Origin of the sequence: Leptolyngbya sp. NIES-2104, from assembly GCF_001485215.1 — a bacterium.
GTDB lineage: Bacteria > Cyanobacteriota > Cyanobacteriia > Leptolyngbyales > Leptolyngbyaceae > Leptolyngbya.
This window is the reverse complement of record NZ_BBWW01000001.1, coordinates 3,400,246-3,422,229: the sequence shown is the minus strand read 5'-3', so window position 1 is coordinate 3,422,229 and position 21,984 is coordinate 3,400,246. Positions and strand designations below refer to the sequence as shown.

Below are 21,984 nucleotides of genomic sequence, written 5' to 3'. Positions count from 1 at the left end.
CATCTACTCTGAGCGAATGCAGCTTATCTAGAGAGTTAACTTGGGCGGTAGTCTCTTGCAGAAGGATCGAATTCACGATTTGAAGAGCGTCCTGGATCGTATCCTTCATTTCGCACACGACGACGAAGATCACCCATATCAGGAGAAGCCTTCACCGCGTCTTCTGGCGTGATTCGACCCAACAGAATCAATTCACACAGTGCTTGATTCATCACCTGCATTCCTTCATTTGCATCCGTTTCCATCAACTGGAACGCATCGGTTTCACTTCCTTTTAATAGGTAATCTTGCATTGCAGGTGTGTTGATTAAAATCTCATGTACTGCGGTTCTACGTCCATCTGTAGTCGGCAGTAGCTGTTGAGAAACAACTGAAATCAAAGATTCTAAAATCTGAATTCTCATCGCTGGCTGTTCATCTGGACTGTAGATGTTTAACAAGCGATTGATCGTTGAAATTGCACCTTTTGTGTGCAGGGTTCCTAATACCAAATGTCCGGTTTGTGCAGCTTTCAAAGCAGTATCGATCGTCGTTCGATCGCGCATTTCCCCGATCAGAATCACGTCCGGATCTTCCCGCAATACTGCCCTCAAAGCTTGCTGGAATTCATGCGTATGTAACCCAACTTCCCGTTGACTGATCAAACAATTCTGCGAGGTATGAACATACTCGATCGGATCTTCGATCGTGACAATATGCCGCTGATCGGTTTCATTCAGATGACGAATCATCGCAGCGATCGAGGTCGATTTTCCTGATCCCGTCGGACCCGTTACGAGAATCAATCCTTGCTGATGACTCACGAGATGTTTCAGCACCGATGGCAATCCCAATCGATCGATGGTTGGAACTTCTAGAGAAATTAGGCGTAATACGATCGCGCCTCCAGTCAAACTCTCGAAACAGTTTACTCGGCAGCGAAGGAACCCCGGATAGTAGATTGCCGTGTCGAGTTCTTTTTCGGCTTGAAAGCGATCGCGTTGTTCAGGTGTCAGCACTTCTACTAGAAAATGCTCGAACATTTCCGGGGTAATTGCAGGCTGAGACTGACGAATCATCTGTCCGCGAATTCGGTAACGGGCAGGTTCCCCCACTCGCAGATGAATATCCGATGCCTGTTTCGCGTACGCATCCTTTACCAACTGTCGGATCGTGATCGAAGGTGAAGTCGATCGCATCGGTGGACGCTTTGATCCGATCGCAACAGGGGGAGGAGGAGGCGCAACCACAGGACGGGATTGAACCGACTCGTCAGAAAGATTTACTTGGGTCATAGCTCAGGCTTCCATTAGCACCAGAATCGTGAAGAATGGGCAAATCGACGCGGGGGCACTGGGAGAAGTACAGGTGAACAGTACTCCAGATTTTCACGACTGTAGCGGAAAATCTGGATCGTATAAATGCTGACATTCAAGATTTGCAAAAAATTTGCGGATGCGTAAATCACGGACGGTGTGATCGCACTTGCTAAAATCTACTGAAGTGCTTGATCTCAGTGGTTCCGTCTCGGTACAGTCTGGTGCATTCTGAAATGACACTTCTTTGTAAAGCTTTTACAGTTTATGCGTACTGTTACCCGAATTACGGATTGGCTTGAATCTCACTGGATAAATCCGGCTTATAGCGGTTGGCTACTCGGTGCGATGGGTATCTTCTTCTTTCTAGCTGCGACGAATTCGATGTCGGGCTGGCTGTACGTGATGAGTGGAGTCGTTTTTGCACTGATGACGATCGCTGCTTTTCTCTCACACCAATCTCTGAAAGGATTAACCGTAACTCGTCGCCCGATTCAACCGATTAGCGCGGGAGATCCGTTAACGATCGAGCTTTTGATCCAAAATTCAACCCGTCAACGTAAAACGCTGATTCAAGCGGACGATCGCATTCCTTCAGTCCTCGGATCGCCTGCCCAGCGAATCGTTGAGATGATCAATCCGAAGAATGCCTACTACTGGGTTTATCAGCATTCGGATACGCGACGGGGAATTTATCGCTGGTACGAGGTTCAACTGCGATCGGCGGCTCCGCTCGGATTGTTTTGGTGTCGTAAAACGTTTCCAGTGAATGCGATCGCGCTTATTTATCCGAAAGTTCTCCCGCTTCAGCGCTGTCCGCTCATCGATCAACTCGGACAGCAAAACAGTCTGCAATTTCAAGCGCAACGAGCAAAAGCCGCAAATGAAGGAATGACTCGATCGCTTAGACCGTACCGTTGGGGTGATCCCATGCGAATGATTCATTGGCGCAGTAGTGCCCGGTACGGAGAATTACGGGTACGGGAACTAGAAACATTCACCAGCGGGCAAGAGATTGTGATCGCGATCGACAGTGCTGCTAGGTGGGAACCAGAAGCGTTTGAAGAAGCGGTCAATACGGCAGCATCTTTGTATTTTTATGGCGATCGTCAAAGGCTAACGATGAAACTTTGGACAGCGGGAACGGGACTAATTCAGGGACAGCAGACGGTTTTAGAAACGCTGGCAGAAATTCAAGCGAATGAAGAATCGAAATCACAACCTTTGCCAGATGCAACGATCGTTTGGCTCACTCAAAATTCACAAAGCTTAGGTACACTGCCAACAGGTAGCCGATGGGTATTGTGGGGAGGCAAGCCTACAGGTTCAATGAATGCGGGGATCGTTGTGGAAAAAGCGCGATCGTTGCAGGCTCAGTTGCAAGAGAATCTTTAGAGAATGCTTTACAAAGTATAGAAAGTCTCTTCGCTCTCGTTTGATTCCCGCCCTGAAATGAATTTCGGGCTAATGAGAGAAAGTCTACTGAAGTAGACTCAGAGCTAGATTCAAGTTCTTAGTCCATTTCAATGGACTTGCGTCGATTAGCCCGAAATTCATTTCAGGGCGGAATGCAGCGACGAACGAGAAATCTTCAAACATTTTCTTAAAAAAACGAATGGATACAGAGATCCCAGAAGAATTTTGGCAGGGCATTGATCAATTTAATCAAAGCGATTTTTACGCTTGCCATGATACGTTAGAAGCGATTTGGATCGAAGCGCCAGTGCTCGACAAAAATTTTTATCAGGGAATTTTGCAGATTGCTGTGGGATTGTATCACTTAGGGAATCACAACTGGCGTGGAGCGGTGATTTTGATGGGTGAAGGACTGAATCGATTGAGCAACTATCAGCCGGATTATCACGGCATTGATGTAGAACAGTTGATTGATGAAACTTCAGAATTTCTGGGGCAAGTTCAACAGATTGGAACTGATCGCGTTTCTCAAATTGTCCTTATTCCCACTTCATCTGAAGGGCAAATTTTTCTCCGTCCACCAATCATCCAGAAAGTCCAATCCTCAGCTTGAATAAAGCAATATCTGAAACTTGTGGTACTGGTCGTTCGTCTTTAAATTCAGCACACTGAATCAAGAATGCTCTGAATATTCAAAGAATCTATCGGTAGAGGTGGATTAACTTTCTGAAATGATATATTCGGTGTCATTGCGGTTTCTGTCTCGTTATCCTCATTCATGCAGTCTTCGCCCATGTCTCGTCTTCGATCGCTTTTCTTTCTTCCCGCTGTTGCTGCCACGATCTTCGCGACCGGAGGCACGTCAATCGCTCAAGCTCCTGCGACTTCTTCGCTGACGCTTACTGCTGATACCGCTGAAGCGAATGCTAGAACCGGGGTCGTCGTTGCAAAAGGCAATGTCCGAATCAATTTTCCCGCTCGTCAAATTCAAGCGACTTCTACCCAGGCGATTTTTTATCGAAACGAACAGCGGATCGTTCTGTCTGGCGATGTCTACGTATTGCAACAAGGAAACAGCTTACGGGGCGAAACAGTTACGTACTTAGTCAATGAAGGGCGATTTGTTGCAGAACCACGACCGAATCGACAAGTCGAAGCAATTTATCTGATCGAAGCGCCGCCTGCACCGACCGCACCAACCCCTGCAACTCCGGCTCCTTTCAGTCCGAAACCTCAGTTTCAGCAATCGACTACGCGCTAGTTACGTCTCCATCTCATACAGGTTCCAGGAGCGGGTTTTGAGAATCGTTCTAGAAAATGTGCATAAGTCGTTTGGCGATCGTCAAATCGTCAATCGCGTGAGTTTGTCGGTTGGTCAAGGAGAAGTCGTTGGGCTATTGGGTCCCAATGGAGCCGGAAAAACGACGACTTTCTATATTGCGACCGGGCTGGAAAAGCCCGATAGCGGTAAAGTGCTGCTGAACGATAAAGATGTAACTCATTTGCCGATTAATAAACGCGCTCACCTAGGAATCGGTTATTTGGCACAAGAAGCGAGTATTTTTCGATATTTGACGGTTCGAGATAATATTTTGCTGGTGTTAGAGCAGACGAAAGTTCCGAAATGGCAATGGAACGATCGATTAAATAGCCTGCTAAAAGAATTCCGATTAGAAAAAGTCGCTTCCTCGCTTGGCATTCAAGTGTCTGGGGGAGAACGTCGCCGGACAGAACTAGCGCGGGCACTGGCAACCGGAGTCGATGGACCGAAATTTCTCTTCCTTGATGAACCGTTTGCGGGCGTTGATCCGATCGCGGTTGCCGAGATTCAGGAGATCATCGCTCAGTTGCGCGATCGACATATGGGCGTTTTGATTACGGATCACAATGTTCGTGAGACTTTAGCGATTATCGATCGAGCCTACATTATGCGCGATGGGCAGATTCTCGCATCGGGCAGCGCCGAGGAACTTTATAATAATCCTTTGGTTCGCCAGTATTATCTCGGAGATAATTTTCATCCTTAGATTATGTCTTTAGCTTCCTCGCCTCTACGATCGCCGATTACGGTGCTCGATCGTTATATTGCTCGGCAACTGGCAGGTCCGTTTATCTTCGGAGTGGCGGCGTTTTCGTCGATTCTGGTGTCGGTTGGAGCGGTATTTGATTTGATTCGGCAAATGACGGAACTGGGATTGCCGCTAGGAATTGCGGGGCGGGTTCTGTTGCTGCGGATGCCGGAATTTGTGGCGCTGTCGTTTCCGATGGCGACTTTGCTGTCCGCGCTGATGGTATACAGCCGTTTATCAACGGATAGTGAATTGATTGCGCTGCGGAGTGCGGGGATCAGTGTTTATCGATTGATTGCTCCTGCGATCGTGCTGAGTCTTCTGGTGTCTGTGTTGACGTTTGCGTTTAATGAAGCGATCGTGCCTGCCGCGAAATATCAGGCGACTTTGACCCTAGAACAGGCATTGAAACAAGAAAAACCGAAATTCGATGAGAAAAATATCGTGTTTCAGCAGTATCGCGACGTGAAGCAGCCGGATGGAACTTCGCAGCAGGCGCTCGATCGTATTTTTTACGCGCAGCGATTCGACGGAACGCGGATGAAAGAATTAACGGTGCTGGATTTTTCTCAAGAAGGGGTGAATCAAATCGTTACGGCGAATTCGGCTCAGTGGAATTACGACCAGCAAACCTGGGACTTTTTCGACGGCACGATTTATCTTGTCAATCCAAATGGTTCTTATCGGAACATTTTGAAATTCGAGCGGCAACAGATTCAACTTCCGCGCACACCGCTAGATTTGGCGAGTAATAAAACGGATTCGGCTGAGATGAATATCGGTGAGGTGCAGCAGTATCTTCAACTGGTCAAACAGAGCGGCGATGAGAAACGTGCCAATCAGTTACGGATGCGAATTCAGCAAAAGATTGCCTTTCCGTTTGTTTGTCTTGTGTTTGGGTTAGCGGGTGCGACTTTGGGAACTCGTCCCCGACGGGGCGGCAAAGGAGCTAGTTTCGCGATTAGTATTTTGATCATTTTTACGTATTATTTACTCTCCTTCGTGTGTGATGCTTTTGGACGATTGGAGATTTTCACGCCGATTCTTGCCGCTTGGCTGCCCACCGTTGTCGGACTCTGTGCGGTAAGTTGGCTATTAGTACGCGCTGCACGGTAGGCATGGAAAAACCGCTTTTTCTTCGCAATCTTTGGTATTACGCGCTTCCGGGGGGGCAACTCAAACCCGGACAAACGATCGCTAAAATTCTCTTAAATGAGCCGATTTTATTTGGACGAACGCGATCGGGTGAAGTTTTCGCGCTTCGAGATATTTGCCCGCATCGTGCAGTGCCGCTAAGCTGTGGACGATTTGACGGGGCTGAAGTGGAATGTGCTTATCACGGTTGGCGATTCGATCAAGCGGGGCAATGTACAGCGATCCCCGCACTGACGGAAGATCAGACGCTCGATTTTTCTCGGTTTCGAGTGCGATCGTATCCGGTGCGCGAACTTCAAGGAAACGTTTGGATCTTTATGGGCAAGGATGAACGATTTCTACCCGAAGAGGAGCCTCCAAGCGTTCCGGGGTTCGATCGTCGAACTTATCAAGCCGTGGTGGTGATGAATTTTCCGGCTTACCTCGATCACGCGGTGACAGGACTGATGGACCCGGCGCACGTGCCCTTTGTGCACCGATCATGGTGGTGGCGGGCTGATCCCACGCTGGCAGAAGAAATCAAAACGTTTGATCCGTCGCCATTCGGGTTTACGATGCGGCGACACAAATTAGAGCGATCGACCTTTTTATATGATTTAGTCGGCGGCGATCCAGAGGTTGAAATTTCCTTTCAGCTTCCCGGTGTGCGCTTTGAGCAAGTGATCACAAAACAGCATCGGGTGTGTAACTTAACCACAATGACCCCGCTTTCTGACACTGAAACTGAAGTGACAACAGTGTTTTACTCGACGATTCCTTGGTTTAATCTATTGAAACCCTTCTTAATTCCTGCAACCAAAACCTTTTTGAATCAGGATCGAGAAATGGTGATTAAACAGCAAATTGGGCTGAAATATAATCCGGGGTTGATGTTGATTAAAGATGCGGATACTCAGGCGCGATGGTATTACCAACTGAAGGCGGAATTTGTACGATCGCAAACCGAACAGCGATCGTTCATCAATCCGGTGAAAGAACAAACGCTGCGGTGGCGAAGTTGAGCAAGCTGGGTAACTTAAAGCAAAGTTGTAGCGAGTTTGCTTTAGCGTATGATAGAAATAGATCAGATGAGCTAACTTCTGTCAACTGTAAGGGATGAAAGCTCTCTGAGAACGAATAAAACTATCGATTAAAGTTGTATTTTCTAAAGAAATGTTTGAGCCGTCTTCGTTCGTTGCTACAGCCCGCCCTGAAATGGAATTTCGGGCTAATCGACGAAAGTCCATTGAAATGGACTAAGAATCTTAAACTTGCTCGGAGTCTACTTCAGTAGACTTTCCACCATTAGCCCGAAATTCATTTCAGGGCGGGAGCGGAACGAGAGCGAAGAGACTTTCCATACTGCTCAAACATCTTCTAACAAATTCGCGAATGGTTCGATAACAACAAATCCCATAGCAAGTGCCCAATACGATGAACACCGAAACCACCCCAGACCTAAAGCCGATTCGTTCTTTAGACGACGCGATCGAACGCTGCCAAACTCTCGGAATGCGCCTGAGCCGTCAGCGGAAATTTATCTTAGAACTCTTGTGGCAAGATCAAGAACACATGTCAGCACGAGAAATCTACGATCGCCTGAATCGTCAAGGAAAAGATATCGGACATACCTCGGTGTATCAGAATTTGGAAGCGCTTTCTGAGCAGGGGATCATCGAATGTATTGAGCGATCGGATGGGCGGCTTTATGGCAATATCAGTGATGCTCACAGCCATGTCAACTGCCTCGATACTCAGCAGATTTTGGACATTCACATCGAACTGCCAGAGGAAATCATTCAGCAGGTAGAAGCGCAAACAGGCGTAAGAATCACAGAATATCACATTGATTTTTATGGCTACAAAGCAAAGTAGAAATCAGCGAGGCAGAAATTTTTTATACGCAATTCCCCGATATTTCGGAGTTCAGATTGAGAAATTCATGGTTGAATGAAGCAACCTAATTTTCTTGGTCTTACAGTTGTTGCATCGCTTACATTCCTCGATGGTTTGTAGGCGAAGTTTTGTAATGGCTCCCGGAAATGTGGAACGCTTGAGCGGAACTTGTAAAAGCATTCTGTGTCGAGGGTTCCATCGGCAAAATCGCCTGTAAAATAGCCGAGACTCACCCCGCCGCCTGATTCACGGTTCCCTGCGAAATGGCTAGAAAACAAACTCCTCAATGGCTTCAAGGCTTTTCATCCTTCCAGAAGCCCAAATCTGAACAAGAGCATCCGCCGACCCCGATCGATAGCCCCCCCGATCATTCGACGGTGCTCCTCGAAGACGATCCCAGCTCGGAACCTCCCCCTGATCCCCGTCCACCAAAACGAACGGCTGCCAAACTGGGAAAACGGGTTGCAAACACAGCCTCTTCCGCCACGCGATCGACTGCCCAACATTTGGGATCGTTTGCGCGTGCGTGGAGATGGCAACTGATCTGGTTAGGTATTCTAGGGGTTTTTGGTGGAACCGGAGCGATCGCGTTTTTATGGCTCTCAAAAGTTCCGCCAGCGGTCGATTGTCAGAAAATTACGCCGCAATCGATCGAGTCAGAACAGCTTTTCTGTGCTCAGCAAGCGGCTCAATCTGGCAATGCAGAGCAAATTATTTCATCGATTAATTTAGTGAAGGATTGGACAACGGATCACCCGCTGTATGGACAATCTCGATCGCTATTACAAGATTGGTCGAATGCGCTGTTAATTTTGGCGCGGGATCGGGTGACGCAGCGAGATATTAAAGGCGCAGTGTCACTTGCGAACCAGGTGCCGAAATCGAGTCCGGTTTATAAAGATGCGCAAGCAGCGATCGACCGATGGCAAGCCGAATACCGTCGCGGAGAAGCGATTTACGCCAAAATTACCGACGCTCTGAAAAAACAACAGTGGGATCGAGCATCCGAGCAGATGGCACAACTGGCATTAGTGGAAGATCCCGGCTGGCAAGCTCGATTAGGTGAAGTGCGCGAACAATCGAACAATGAGCGAAAAGCTTGGAAACTGCTCACAGATGCGCGGAATTTTGCTAAGTCAAATCCACCTGCACAGTTCGGACAAGCGATCGCGATTACTGATCCGATCGATCGTAAAACGTTCGTTTGGACTTTGCAGGCGAATCAGGAAGTGCTCAAATGGCGGAACACGATCTTTCAATTAGCGATCGCTCAATACGATCAGCAAAATGTCGCCGCTGCGGGTCGCTTGCTTGATTCGATTCCTCAAAGTGTGCAGCTTACAAGCGCAAATCAGGATCTCGTTCGGTTAGTAAGAGCGAGAGAGATCGAAACCGCCGATCGATACAATGCACCCGGATTAGAGCGAATTGCCCCATTAATGATGGCGACTCATCTGGTGAGACAGATTGATCCGCAAAGTCCATTTGCATCACGGGCAAAAACGCTGATTCCTCGATTAGAACAGCAGACCCAAGATTTGATGCAGTTGAATGTGGCAAGCACGATCGCGAATTTACAACAGATTCCGATGCTGCAAATTGCGATCGCTCAAGCCGCAGTCATTTCACCGAAACGTCCGGGTCGGGTTCATGCTCAGACGCTTTTGGCACAGTGGCGGAAGGAATTACAGTCCATGCAGGATCGTCCCGTGTTGGCTCGTGCTCAACAAGTGGCAAAATCCGGCAAGATCGGCAATTTGCGATCGGCGGTCGCCCTGGCATCACTTGTAAAACCTCAACGATCGCTCAGAATCGAAGCACAGACGAATATTGCCAACTGGACGAATCAGATTGAGATTATCGAGGATCGTCCGATTATTAACAACGCACGAGCGATCGCATCGACGGGACAACTCGGACGGGCGATCGAGGTTGCGGGCAGTATTCGACCGGGACGAGCGCTTTATGGTGAAGCACAAGGCTTGATCGGGGGATGGGTCTATCAGATTCAGCTTGCAGAGGATCGATCCGTTCTCAATCAGGCGGCAAGTCTGGCAAGTCAGGGGTATCTCAGTCGAGCGATCGACGTGGCAGCGGGAATTGCTCCGGGAAGACCGCTATATGGCGAGGCGCGAGGCGCGATCGGACAATGGGCGGCAGAACGAGCCGAGATTTTGCGACAGCGAGATGCGGCTCCTCAGCCTGCACCGAGTGAGGACTCTCCAGCACAATTTGCACCAGAGCCTGAGCCAACACCGCCTCTATCACCGGAAGCGACACCGCCTTAGTCAGCGTTGGGCAAATTTGGGGGATGCGATCGTAAATTCTGGGTCAAACCGTCGCGGATTTGACTTCAGAATGGCGTAATTAGAAATAGCGCGATCGATGAAGCGCTCAGTGCGTCTACAGGAGAGGTGGAACAATTTAGACAGTTGAAGGTCGTAGAATAAAAGGCTTTTTGTGTCTAAATCGTGACTTCTTCCCATCAGCGATCGAGAGTCGCGAAAATAAACCGCGATCGAATTGCATCAAAAGCAATTCGAGTCAGAATCTATGAAATCTTTAAGGGTTTATCCCTTGATTTCGATCGAACAGGGTGTAATCGTTCACGTCGTTTCGGTTGACAGGTTTTTTCGTCTCTCTACCAAGACAAAAAACACGGTCAGCATTCCACAAATGCCACATGATTTTCGAGTCGAGTCACTGCCCGGATGATAGTTATGTCCAAAACAAATTCTGTCAGAACACGGTGGCTCAGGCGAATGTCGATCGAGTCATCACTCCAGAGCGTGTGACCCCCGCATCGCCCGATTCAACTCGCCCGAAACTACCTGCACAAACGACTCAAGCACTCAGACAAGTTTTTCTATTTACGCCCTCTAGAGCGAGTAACCCAGAGATTCAAGCTGCGTTAGTCAAACTTCAAAATCAAGTAGCGGCAGAACTGCGATCGAAAGGACTCATGGTTCAGACAGTTCCAAACGGGTTGGATTCAACAAGCGCGATCGCGTGGATTAATCGTCGCGCAAGTTCTGGCAGTCTAGCATTGTCGATTCAAACGGATGCGTTTCTCAATCCCGATGCGAGAGGAACCGCAGCATTTTTTCGTGCAGGTAATCCGAAACTTCAACAGCAAGCCGAAAGTTTGATCAAACAAATTTTAGGGGATGTGCCTACGTTGGTGAATCGAGGAGCGCGACCGGATACAGAAACGGCGTTTGGAAATTTGCCATTTGTAAGACAGTTGAAAATTCCAGCGATCGCGCTTTCGATCGGATTTTCGACCAGTCCGCAGGATCGAACCATTCTTTTGAATCGAACTCAAGCGATCGCTCAAGGCATTGCAAAAGGCATTGTGCCGAAACCCATCGAACAGCGGACGACCCAAATTCGGATTCGAGTGAATGGACAGCTTTCTGAGAATCAAGGACTGCTTTTAGGAAGAAATGCGTATTTACCGATCGCGTTACTCAATGGACTAACGATCGATTTTAAGCGTCCCAGAGCGGCGCAACTGATTACCTATCGCAACATGACGTATATTCGAGCGATCGATTTACGGGGTGCGGGTGCGGTTGTCGGTTGGAATTCGCCGGAGCGAACTTTGGTCGTCGAAACGGTTCTTCCAAACTCGAACCGCATCGGGCGGGTGATGGGGCGGGGTTATCTTTCAAAAGCAACGCTGCAAGCTTTTTTACAGCAAAATAATCCACAAGCACTCAGAGCATTTCCTGAGATCATCGATTTGTATTTGGAAGAAGCTTCGATCGAAGGAGTCAATGCGGATATTGCCTTTACTCAAGCATTGTTAGAAACTAATTTTTTCCGCTTTGGCACAACTGCACAGCCCGATCAAAATAATTTTGCTGCTTTGAAAGAGGTCGGAGTTTCAGAAACTGCGACTTTTCCGAATGCGAGAACGGGAGTACGCGCCCATATTCAGATGCTGAAAACTTATGCCAGTATCGAACCTTTGGCACAAGAAGCGGTTACTCCACGGTTTCGTTTTATTGCGCGGGGGGTTGCGCCTCAGATCGAGCAGTTAGCAGCGTATTACTCTGCTGATCCGCGCTATGCGAAGAAAATTATTGGAGCATTGAAGCAGCTTTATCAGTATCAGTTCGATCGATTGAGTTGATCAGTCAATTGGATCAATTTTTGAAACGGTACTGTTCTATTTCTAACAAGCTGACAGCATAGAATTGTTCACTGTTACTATTGTTTTAAATGAAGAAGGCACTGATTTTATTAGCGCTCTCTAGCCTCGGTGTGATGAGTCTTATTTCTCCCAGTGTGGCAGCACCGAGTCGAAGCGTTCCGCGATATAACTGTCTCACCCGTGAAGTCTGGAGTCCTGCAAAACAAGCTTGGTGTAATCGGTATCGAATGAATCTAACGAATACAGAATGGTTATTAGAAGATCTTAGCGGCACTGGAGTGCTCGATCGTGCTCAAACGACGCTGCGATTTGATAGTACGAATCGGCTTACTGGGCGAGGCGGCTGTAATCAGTATTTTGCAGAATTTCAACAGCAGGGAAATGCCTTTAAAGTTGGCGCGATCGGGGCAACGAAAAAAGCCTGTTCGCCCGCGTTAATGAACCAAGAAACAAGATTTTTTGAGGCATTACAGCAGGCGCAACGAGTTCGATTAGACGGATCGTTCTTGCTGATTGATGTGGAAGGATCGGATCAACCGCTGAGGTTTTCGCGAATCACTGAGAAATCTTAGTAGCCCGTTGCCGCTAAATCGAGGACATGGCTGAATTGCACTCGCTTTACTTGTGAAGTCCAGGTTCCGTCCGGATAAAGCTCAATCAGTCGGAATCCGGGCGGCTCTTGCCCTAAAGCAAAGTCGTCACTTTCTCGTGCAAATTGAATACAAGTCGAAGGCGTTCCTAGGAAAGTGACCGTGTTGCGTTGACGCTGAAACTCTTGGTGAATGTGTCCGAAAACAATCAGCTTGACTTGAGGATAGCGATCGACAATCTCCAAAAATTCCGCTGTGTTCTGCAAGATACTGGTATCGAGCCAGGTTGAATTCACGGCAAACGGTGGATGATGTAGAGAAATCAGGGTTGGGAAATTTGGATGCTTCGAGAGTTGTCGATCGAGCCAGTTCAAACTCTCCGCAGAGAGTCGCCCATGCACACAGCCTGGATCTTGAGAATTGAGCAACAAAAACCGCCAGCCATTTTGCTCGAAGGTTTTGTCGGGTAAGAACTGCGTTAACGATCGCTCCATTACTTCGATGCAATCGTGATTTCCAGGGAGCCAATAGATCGGAATCTGGAGAGGACTAAGTAATCTCTGTAAGCGATCATAAGACTCGATCGTGCCATCTTGTGACAAATCGCCTGTGAGCAGTAATAGATCAGGTTTTGGGCGGAGTTGTTGAAATTGCTCGATGAGTGCATTGAGCGATCGTAAGGTCGGCATTCCTAACAAACACTGACCTGATTTGGCGAACAAGTGCAAATCAGTCATTTGAGCAATTCGGAGGGGTGACGAATTCATACACACAGAGCGATTAACACAGATAAAGCGAGTCCGTTTTCTTTAGCTTACTCGTTGTGTCAGTTGCCTTTTGCGATCTCTTCCCGCTGATGCTGTGATCTTGATCACACGCTGGGTAAGGATGAAGCAATATGCGACTCTGTGGACTTGGAAACTGGAAAGGGTTGAACTAAGACTGCTGTACTCATTAACACATAGAGAAACCAGTTAATCCCATTCGGGGTAAACAGCAATGAACTTTCCGTTAGGTTGTACATGATGATGTAGCAAAAGGAAGCTAAGGGAATTGCTCCAACGGCATTCGGATTCAGTTTGTACCAAGCGATCGCACGTTTGAATGCTACGAATAAACTAATCGCAAACGCTAAAAATCCAACGGCTCCAAGCTCAACTAAGAGGTCGAGAAACCCATTGTGTCCGTGAGCAGGTTGCCAACTCATTCGGTAAAGCACTTCCAGAGAGTTCCCTTGATCGGGTATCCAAAACGACTGATAGCCATAGCCAAACCACGGACGCTCCGCCCAGCGTTCAAGCGCCACTTCCCAAATCGTTGTGCGTCCTGTCAGCGTGGCATCTCTGCCCATCGAAGTCAGGATTTTCTCATAGTTATCGACGAGCAGCACGATCGTAGCTCCGATCGTCAAAAAGGCAGAAAGGAATGCGGGGAGCGCAAACGTCGATCGCCATTGCAGCAGTTTGAACACATAAATCAGCGCCATCAGCAAAATCATGACTGAAAGTCCGGTGCGGGAGGTAGAAAGAATGACTAACAACACAGAAAGAGCAAGACCGCCGATCGCGGCTGGAGTGCGTTCGCGTTTGTCGGTGACGATCGAGAAAAAGACGATCGCACTGAGCACCATCAACCCCGCTAAACCATTTTTGTGCAGCGTAATTCCCATCCATGCGCCCGCATGATTCACGCGATTGATTCCTTGACTGGGGAACGCGACAGTAAATAGAAAGTTTGATACTGCTAGAATTCCAGAGCTTTGTGCGAGCATGTGAAGCTGTTGCCGTAAAGAAAATCGCATCGCGAAATACAATGCGAGTAGCGTACTAAACAGTAAAAGATTACCGCGCCGAAACGTTTGGTCTGGAACTTCTGACCACATCACGGAACTCACTGCAATTCCAACAATCACCCAAACCATTTTTCGGGTCATCAGAACGGGTAGAAATTGTTTGAACCGCAGCGCAATTAAGCCAAATAAAATCAGGAACAGAAGATTCTGAAAGGCTGAGACGACTGGACTCGCGATCACGTTAATCTCTGGTGTCGATTCTTGCGGCAAGAGAATCGAGCCGTTCATGATGTTGGTGAGACAGCCTGAGAAATAAATTAAAACGAGAATCGCGTAGCCCCATTCAAATCGATCGAGTCGGCTCATGGTTTTAAGAAGTAGTAAATAGCTCTGGTGTAAATTTTGATGCGATCGAGCAGGGGCAAACTTGTGCAGTATTTTTCGGGTAGCTCTTGATAGTTCGGAGCAATGCCGCCTGTTTTCCAGGACAGTCCAAGACCGACTGAAAATAGTTTATCGGTGTAACGATGAATTTCTGGAAAGTTTGCTCTGAGCCAGTAGGCGCTGAGGAGATGGATTTTAGCTCTAAGCTTTACTTTGGCGCGATCGCGTCTTAGGGTAAACGAATTGTTTCCATGAATCCGCTGTTGATGCAGTTGAGCGGTTAGCGCGATTCCTTTTGAAAGGGCAAAACTGGCATATTGGAGGTACGAATCATTCAGCGAAACGCCTTCACCTTCAGGCATTGGAAGAATTTGCTGTAAATGCGATCGACGATATAAATAACCATCAGTTCCAGGAAGCGGCAGCGGAATGTGATTGAGTGTTCCTTGCTGCATTTCTTGACGAAAATCGAACCTGTAGATTGCTTCAGGCAACGGTTCTGGAGATTGTGCTAAAGGTAATCCCGCTTTATCGATAAAGCTCAATTGGTGATAAGACCATCCAGCATCAGGGGAATTAATTAGCGCTTGAAGCTCGATCGAAACGCGATCGCGAATCAACACATCATCGGAATCGAGAAAACAGATAAACTCTCCTCGACTCGCTGCAAATCCCGCATTGAACGCGGAAGCTTGACCCCCATTTGATTTGAGAATCGGAAGAATGCGATCGCCGTAATGAGCAATGATCGCCCGTGAAGAATCTGTAGAACCATCATCGACGACGATCACTTCAATATTGGAATAAGACTGAGAAAGAGCGCTCTCGATCGCGGCTCCGAGATAGTCCGCATAGTTATAGTTATTGATAATAATGCTAACGAGTGGATTCATCGATTTCACCCCGTTTTGATAGCGCGGAAATGCTTGAAATACAGTGTGAGACGACTACGGGTTTCTGGAAGCAATAGAACAAACCCCAACACGCCCACCACCCACCAGCCTAACTGATAGCTAAACATTGCCAGAATAAACGCAGCCCACCAGATCACAGCAATCTGATAGTTCGGACTTCCAATCAATCGATGAATGTACAAGTGAGCAATCGAGTAAGCCACGATCGAGAAAACTTCCGCCCAAGCATACCCAAAGATTCCAAGCCGAGGCACTAAGAAAAATGCCAGAATTCCAAATAAGAACACGTAAGCGGCATGAAACGCGGTGACTTCCCAGTTTCGCTTGAGAACATACAGCGTAGAACAATGTAAATTAAAAGCTGCATTTGTGAGATAGGTAACACCCAGCAGCGGAAATATTGCCATTGCAGGTATCCATTCTGCTCCAAACAAAATCGGGAACACGATCGGACCAATCCAGCTTGCAATCACGAGAATCGGTCCTAATGCTAAAAGCTGAAGTTCCATCCCTTCGGAAATGGCTTGTTTCAATCGCTGTCCATCGGTTTGAATTTGAGCAAGAGCCGCGATCGAGATTCGATAAGTCGCTGATTTTGCAAAGCTTAAAACATCTAACATCCGAAGCGCCAGAGCAATCTGCCCGACTGCGGTTTCACCTGCAAACCGTCCCACAATCAACGGATTGATCAACGTTTTGAGATACCAAACCCAGCCCGAAGCAGAGACACCAAACCCGTAAGACAACATTTCTTTAACGCGATCGCGATCCCAACACAGCTTAGGACGCAATCGCGATACTGCCCACAGCAAAATACAGGTCTGAAATTGTTGAGCACACCAGCCGATCGTCGGTGCCCAAGCACCAAACCCTTTCACCGCTAGACTGAGCGAAACGATGAACATCAGTAACTGTCCCAATAGTTCCACCCAAGCAATTCGCTTGAACTCTAGATCGCGCTCTAACTTTGCCAGTGGAGCTTGATCGATGACGGTGAGAAACGAGAAAAGAACGAGCAATTCAAACAGCGGCGCAAATCCGTCAATGTTTAACCAGGATTGCAGCAGGGGAACAGAGAGAAATGCGATCGAGCCAAACGCTACCCCCAAGCCTAGTAACAATGTGAACGCTTGGTGATAGTCTCTGTGTGATTGTTCTCCTTCTTGGCGAATCAGGTAAACTCCGACACCCAAATGCCCAAAAGTTTGAATAAATTGGCTTAATCCAAACGCGGTCGCAAACAATCCATACTGAGTTGGACCAATGCTACGAGTCACCAGAAGAACATTCCCGATGCTGATTAACATTCCTAGCCCTTCTCGAAACACGAGATAGGCACTCCCGCGCATCACTTTCGATCGCAAACTCATGTTATTTCCCTGTCATCACTTCCAAAACATGTCAACGGACGATCCATTCGCACTTAAACATGAATGGAATTTAGAGCACTCCTGCCGCAGAGGTTTCAATGTAATCATCGTGATCGTAGTAGGATTTTTGCACCTCATTTTCAGAGATAGCACCATTGATCACCATCCCCAGAACATTCTGAGACGATTGCTCTAAGAGTTCTTTCGCAGTGACTGCACTTGCATGATCGACCACACCCGGACGCGCAACCAGCAACACTCCATCAGCGATCTTTCCAAGTGTTAGCGCTTCGGCTGCAACAATCAATGGCGGAGCATCGACGATCACGAAATCATACTGCTGCTCGAACGATTCGATCAAAGATGCCATCCGTTTAGAATCGAGCAGTGCTAATGGATTCGGTGGAATCACGCCGCAGGTCAACACATCGAGATTATCCATCACAGGCACGATCGAGTCGCGTCCTCGATTTTGCTCGACAATCAGGTGACTTAAGCCTGAAACATTCGTCAGATGCCAGATGTGATGTTGTGACGGATGATGCAGGTCAGCATCGATTAACAATGTTCTGCGTCCCAAAGTCGCCATGGTTGCCGCCAGATTTGCTGCAACGGTAGACTTTCCTTCACGCGGAACAGAACTTGTGATCACGATGCTCTTCAGCTTTTCATCAAGGCTCAAAAATTTGAGATTTGCTTGCAGCATTCGATAGGAAGCGCTCACCGTTGATCGCGGTGCATCACGAACAGGAAGTTCTGGAATCGACCATTCGAGTTTGTTCGATCGATTCGGGACAGGCTTACCAAAGTAAGGAATCGTTCCCAGCCAGGTGTATCCAAACAGGTCGCGAGCTTCTTTGAGCGTTTTGATCGATTTGTCGCGCAGTTCTAAGAAGGTAATTGCTGCTAACGAAATCAAAGTCGCAATCACCGCGCCCATCATGATAATCAGATTTGCGGTCGATCGAGCGGGAGCGTCAGGCACAGCAGCTTGTTCAATAATTCGCGCCGTACCGACATTTTGCTTCTCGGTGAGTTCTACTTCCTGAAGCTTTTTCAACAGCGATTCATAGGTCGATTGTGCAGCTTCTAAACGGCGTTGAAGCTCTCGCTGCGATTGTTCGAGTCGGGGCACTTGTCGGACTCGATTGCGGTAAGCATCACGAGTGTTCGTCAAAGAAGCTAGGCGACTACTCAAAGAAAGACGCTGTACTTCAGCGTTTACAAAATCTTTCATCAAGCCTTGCCGAATGTCTCCGGGTGCAAGCTCACTTTCTGAGACTGAACCATCTCCTACTGTTTGAGTAATTCGCTCTTGGAGCAATCCTTGTAGGGTAGAAACTCGTTGTTCTAAATTTGCGATCGCCGGATGCTTTCCGGTAAATCGAGTTCGTTCTAGCTCTAATTGAGTTTCAGTCTCTTGAAGCTGTTTAGACAATTGCTGAACTTTAGAATCTTGGCTCAGTGCATTGATGTCGATCGCACGTTCTGGACTCATGTTTAACGTGCCAGACAGCGTACCGTATCGAGTATCCGTCTCTGCTAGTTCTGTGTTTGTTGCTGCAATTTGCTTTTCGATTTCACCGACTGTTTCGGTTAAGCGATCTTCTTCGCCTTTGATGTCAGCCACACCGCTGTCTTCTTTGAATCGACGCAGGGCGGATTCTGCTTGTCGAACATTCGCTTCTGTTTTTGGAAGCTGTTCGGCGATAAATTCTCGTGCTGCGATCGCTTCAGAGCGATTGTCTTGCAGATTGCTGGCAAGGTACTCTTTCATCACTTGATTGATCACAGCCGCCGCTTTTGCAGCATTTTGATCTTCGTAAGTGATTTCGAGAACATCTGTGCCGGAAACATCTTTGACCTTAATCGATCGAGCGAGTGAATCAGGATGTAACGGTTTACCGGAAGCATCGGTTAGCTTCAGCGCATCAATGGTGCGCTGAATAATCGGACGTGATAGAACAGTTTGGGCTTCTGTTCGCACCGGATTGCTTTGCATCGTCAGATTCGAGATGCGTCCAGCCGATTCGCCGCCTAGACCGGTTAGTGAAGGAAGACGATTCGCTCGCAGCAGTAGTTTGCCATCTGCTACATAGCTCGGCTTTTGTAGGGAAGCAATGATGCTTGAACCTATTAACGCTACCGCAAAGATCGCAGCAGTTGGTTTCCAGCGGCGTTTTACAATTAACCAGTAATTTTGAAAGTCAATCTGCTCTAGGGCGTTGAGAGACATCGCACCAGAGTCGCTACTGTTCTTGGATCTCATTGCTTGGATCGGGTGAAGTTGAACAATTCTCTAAACCATTCCAGGACAGTTCCTGATGGTATCTACAACCCTGCTACTTAATGATCGCTCAATACAGAGACACGATCTACTTTGTGCAACTTTAGCTTACATCATCTGAATTCACAATTTACAACAGTCGTGTACTTAGAGTGTCACAATGAAATTTGCTTAGTGTTGCTTTTGCTACCTAAAATTTGTTCAAAATGGGGCTATCTGATGTGACTTGTTGCAATCGTGTCTGTGACAATTTTGCAAAAGTTAAGTATACGATCGCGCTTCTGAGAGCATGACTCGTTTGTGCGATCGGACTTCCCATCGCGCCATCATCTCTCGATAGACTTGGCTCACAATCACCCGCGCACTATACGGCTGAACCGTTCGCACACAGGCATCTGATGGAAAATCATCAGGATTGAACAGCACACGATCGAGAGCATCAGCGATCGTGGTAGGTAAGCGATCGAGACAGACAATTCCGCTATTTAATGTGAGCAATCTGGGCGTATCTCCACAATCAGTGGTGACGATCGGGGTTCCTGATCCGAGAGCTTCGAGAACAGAAACGGGCAAGCCTTCAAATCGGCTACTCAAAACAAACACGTTTGCAATTTGGTAGAGATGCGCCATTTCGGGCTGTGTTTGTGCGCCGAGTAGCGTTATACGATCGCGAACCTCCAGTCGAGTTGCTTCGGCTTTGATCTCTGTTGCAAGCTCTCCATCTCCTGCAATCAATAAATGAGCATTCGGATGAGCGAGAGCCGCGATCGCTTGGATCAGTAGCACCGGATCTTTCTGCGGCTGAAGTCTTCCAGCAAACAGAATGAATTGCGTATCTTCGGATAGTCCGAGCTTTTGGGCAAACAATCGACGCTGAATGATGCGATCGCTTGACGGCTGAAACACTGCGTCATCGAATGAATTGTTGATGTAGGAAATGCGATCGCTCAGTTCTGGATAGCGATCGCGGTAGAGTTCGAGTGATCCCGTGTGACAAGACAGAATTTGGTCAAACTGTTTCACCAGTGAGCGCTCTAACAGCGAATAAACAGCAGGAAAGTTACGCCAAAGGCTGGCTCGTTTGTCTGTTTTAGCAGTTTGCTGGCGAATGTCATTGTGAACAAATAATGTTTTTTCACCGCGCCACGATCGAGTTGCTAACGTTGGCTCAATGCGATGAAAGTGCATAAAGTCCGATTCGAGACAGGTGCGGAACAATGCGGCAGTGTAACCGACTGAAATCGGCACCCGCTTTCGATGATTGTCGCCTTGTAGCGTGAACAATGGCATGAACTGAATCTGTTTGCCTGCATATTCGCGTTCTTGCCACTGGAGCGGTTTTTCTGCGGGATCAGCACCCGTACCTACAAAGCAAATCTCAAACTCATCAGGAGCATATTTTACAAACGATCGGATAATCGTCTGAATTCCACCAATGCTACTACGCCAGGGATTGAACTGATAGAAGATCGTCAGAACGGGTTTTTGCATGATTAGTAAGCTCCCCGTCGAGCGAACACCACTTGAAACGTTTTCAGTACGAGAAACAAGTCGTAGCGCACACTCCAGCGCTCTTGATAGCGCAAATCAAGGTTAACCACTTGTTCAAAATCCTTGATCTCAGAGCGTCCATTCACCTGCCATTCGCCCGTCAGTCCAGGCTTCACTTCTAATCGCTTCCAATGTCGATCGTTGTAGTGTTCGACTTCATCGAGCGTGGGGGGACGAGTTCCAACTAAGCTCATCTCGCCAATCAGAATATTCCAGAACTGCGGCAATTCATCTAAACTGGTGCGTCGTAGAAATTGTCCAACTTTCGTAATTCTTGGATCATTGGTGTTCTTAAACAGAAGCTTACTTCCTTCGTTTTTCACCATCGATTTTAATCGTTCAGCATCACTCACCATCGATCGAAACTTTCGCAGTTGGAAAGTTCGCCCGCTCAATCCGCACCGGGTTTGGCTGTAAAACACGGGTCCTGAACTATCGAGCTTGATTGCGATGACGATCGGGATAAACACCAGTGCTAAAAACAATAGACCTACTAAACTGCCCACAATATCAATGCTGCGTTTGAGCCAAGATTGAGTTGAGGGATGGATAGACGGCTCGATCGAGAGCCTAAAAGACTGCATTTCGGGCGCTTTGGGGTAATTCATTACTGCCTCTCCTATTTCAACGGGTCAGCAAATTGCAAGCTGTAGAGTGCATGTAGATTGCAATTTGGTGGGGGTGCGACTTTGAGCTATGCGGCGTGGCTGGAGATGCGATCGGACAATTGCGTTTGTAGACGAGTCCGGACGAAACTCGCACCTTGAGCTAAACAAGTCGGACAAAGATCGCCTTGTGCTTGGTCATCGAGATAGACCACCACTCTGACAAGATTCGGTTGAAAGGGATGAGCGCAGATCACGCAAGATTGCGGCGCGGGACGGGAACACACGTGTTCGATTTGCAGTTGCATAAGATGAGTGACAAGTCATTGAGAGAGTTGCGTAAATGAAGCAGCATTTCGAGCTTGCACCCTCGAAGAGATCACTGAGCGCTGCTGATGTGAGAAGAGATAAAAACTGTGAAATCACTCAGGGCTTGAGCAAGGTTCACAGGCTGTTGACCCTTCCCCAGTCAGTGTTCTTACGGTGGGATTGGTCGAAAGCAACTTTTTGCAAATTTGTCCA

At 47.7% G+C, this 21,984-nt stretch carries 20 protein-coding genes; 10 read left to right on the top strand and 10 right to left on the bottom strand.

All coding sequences use genetic code 11. The features are described from left to right. Positions 1–35: 35 nt before the first annotated feature. A complete protein-coding gene (locus NIES2104_RS16150; RefSeq protein ID WP_058999322.1) occupies positions 36–1,274 on the bottom strand; it encodes a type IV pilus twitching motility protein PilT in 1,239 nt (412 codons plus the stop codon). 288 nt (positions 1,275–1,562) lie between these two features. Here NIES2104_RS16150 and NIES2104_RS16145 point away from each other — a divergent pair, with 288 nt between their 5' ends. The 8 genes from NIES2104_RS16145 (at position 1,563) to NIES2104_RS16110 (ending at position 10,098) form a co-directional block, all read left to right on the top strand. After that, the gene (locus NIES2104_RS16145) at positions 1,563–2,690 is read left to right on the top strand and encodes a DUF58 domain-containing protein (protein ID WP_058999321.1); all 1,128 of its coding nucleotides are present in this window, start codon (positions 1,563–1,565) and stop codon (positions 2,688–2,690) included. Positions 2,691–2,910: 220 nt separating this feature from the next. After that, positions 2,911–3,324, top strand: coding sequence for a DUF309 domain-containing protein (locus NIES2104_RS16140; RefSeq protein ID WP_058999320.1), 414 nt, complete (start codon positions 2,911–2,913; stop codon positions 3,322–3,324). A 180-nt stretch (positions 3,325–3,504) separates the two neighbouring features. Further along, complete coding sequence (locus NIES2104_RS16135; protein ID WP_058999319.1) at positions 3,505–3,972, top strand: LptA/OstA family protein; 468 nt, start codon at positions 3,505–3,507, stop codon at positions 3,970–3,972. Positions 3,973–4,009: 37 nt separating this feature from the next. Continuing rightward, positions 4,010–4,738 carry an LPS export ABC transporter ATP-binding protein gene (gene lptB / locus NIES2104_RS16130; protein ID WP_058999318.1) on the top strand — a complete coding sequence of 243 codons (729 nt, stop codon included), beginning with the start codon at positions 4,010–4,012 and terminating at the stop codon, positions 4,736–4,738. A gap of 3 nt (positions 4,739–4,741) precedes the next feature. Further along, entirely contained in the window at positions 4,742–5,896 is a 1,155-nt protein-coding gene (locus tag NIES2104_RS16125; protein ID WP_058999317.1) for an LptF/LptG family permease, read from the top strand. A gap of 2 nt (positions 5,897–5,898) precedes the next feature. Beyond that, complete coding sequence (locus tag NIES2104_RS16120; protein ID WP_058999316.1) at positions 5,899–6,936, top strand: aromatic ring-hydroxylating dioxygenase subunit alpha; 1,038 nt, start codon at positions 5,899–5,901, stop codon at positions 6,934–6,936. A gap of 412 nt (positions 6,937–7,348) precedes the next feature. Then, positions 7,349–7,789, top strand: coding sequence for a Fur family transcriptional regulator (locus NIES2104_RS16115; protein ID WP_058999315.1), 441 nt, complete (start codon positions 7,349–7,351; stop codon positions 7,787–7,789). Between the two features lie 284 nt (positions 7,790–8,073). Beyond that, a complete protein-coding gene (locus NIES2104_RS16110) occupies positions 8,074–10,098 on the top strand; it encodes a hypothetical protein (RefSeq protein ID WP_058999314.1) in 2,025 nt (674 codons plus the stop codon). On the opposite strand, the gene NIES2104_RS32410 is transcribed toward NIES2104_RS16110, so the two are convergent. Next, the gene (locus NIES2104_RS32410; RefSeq protein WP_192843596.1) at positions 10,099–10,296 is read right to left on the bottom strand and encodes a hypothetical protein; all 198 of its coding nucleotides are present in this window, start codon (positions 10,294–10,296) and stop codon (positions 10,099–10,101) included. A 197-nt stretch (positions 10,297–10,493) separates the two neighbouring features. On the opposite strand from NIES2104_RS32410, the gene NIES2104_RS16105 reads away from it, so the two are divergent. Together NIES2104_RS16105 and NIES2104_RS16100 are read left to right on the top strand one after the other, a co-directional pair. Then, complete coding sequence (locus NIES2104_RS16105; protein WP_058999313.1) at positions 10,494–11,948, top strand: N-acetylmuramoyl-L-alanine amidase; 1,455 nt, start codon at positions 10,494–10,496, stop codon at positions 11,946–11,948. An 89-nt stretch (positions 11,949–12,037) separates the two neighbouring features. Beyond that, complete coding sequence (locus NIES2104_RS16100) at positions 12,038–12,541, top strand: META domain-containing protein (RefSeq protein ID WP_058999312.1); 504 nt, start codon at positions 12,038–12,040, stop codon at positions 12,539–12,541. On the opposite strand, the gene cpdA is transcribed toward NIES2104_RS16100, so the two are convergent. From cpdA to NIES2104_RS16060, 8 genes are all read right to left on the bottom strand, one after another. After that, positions 12,538–13,326: a 3',5'-cyclic-AMP phosphodiesterase gene (gene cpdA, locus NIES2104_RS16095; protein WP_058999311.1), complete on the bottom strand. Its 789-nt coding sequence runs from the start codon at positions 13,324–13,326 to the stop codon at positions 12,538–12,540. The two genes, NIES2104_RS16100 and cpdA, sit on opposite strands and share 4 nt — an antisense overlap. A gap of 104 nt (positions 13,327–13,430) precedes the next feature. Then, positions 13,431–14,717 (bottom strand): O-antigen ligase, encoded by a 1,287-nt coding sequence (locus NIES2104_RS16090; RefSeq protein ID WP_058999310.1) that lies wholly within the window; start codon positions 14,715–14,717, stop codon positions 13,431–13,433. Then, on the bottom strand, positions 14,714–15,628 hold the full coding sequence (locus tag NIES2104_RS16085) for a glycosyltransferase family A protein (protein WP_058999309.1): 915 nt from the start codon (positions 15,626–15,628) through the stop codon (positions 14,714–14,716). Before NIES2104_RS16085 ends, NIES2104_RS16090 begins: the two co-directional genes overlap by 4 nt. A gap of 5 nt (positions 15,629–15,633) precedes the next feature. Further along, on the bottom strand, positions 15,634–17,019 hold the full coding sequence (locus NIES2104_RS16080) for an oligosaccharide flippase family protein (protein WP_058999308.1): 1,386 nt from the start codon (positions 17,017–17,019) through the stop codon (positions 15,634–15,636). Between the two features lie 70 nt (positions 17,020–17,089). Beyond that, positions 17,090–19,255 carry a polysaccharide biosynthesis tyrosine autokinase gene (locus NIES2104_RS16075; protein ID WP_225895252.1) on the bottom strand — a complete coding sequence of 722 codons (2,166 nt, stop codon included), beginning with the start codon at positions 19,253–19,255 and terminating at the stop codon, positions 17,090–17,092. Between the two features lie 312 nt (positions 19,256–19,567). Next, positions 19,568–20,797, bottom strand: coding sequence for a glycosyltransferase family 4 protein (locus tag NIES2104_RS16070; RefSeq protein ID WP_058999306.1), 1,230 nt, complete (start codon positions 20,795–20,797; stop codon positions 19,568–19,570). Positions 20,798–20,799: 2 nt separating this feature from the next. Next, positions 20,800–21,465 (bottom strand): sugar transferase, encoded by a 666-nt coding sequence (locus tag NIES2104_RS16065; protein ID WP_058999305.1) that lies wholly within the window; start codon positions 21,463–21,465, stop codon positions 20,800–20,802. A gap of 86 nt (positions 21,466–21,551) precedes the next feature. Beyond that, a complete protein-coding gene (locus tag NIES2104_RS16060) occupies positions 21,552–21,770 on the bottom strand; it encodes a hypothetical protein (protein ID WP_058999304.1) in 219 nt (72 codons plus the stop codon). Between the last annotated feature and the right edge of the window lie 214 nt (positions 21,771–21,984).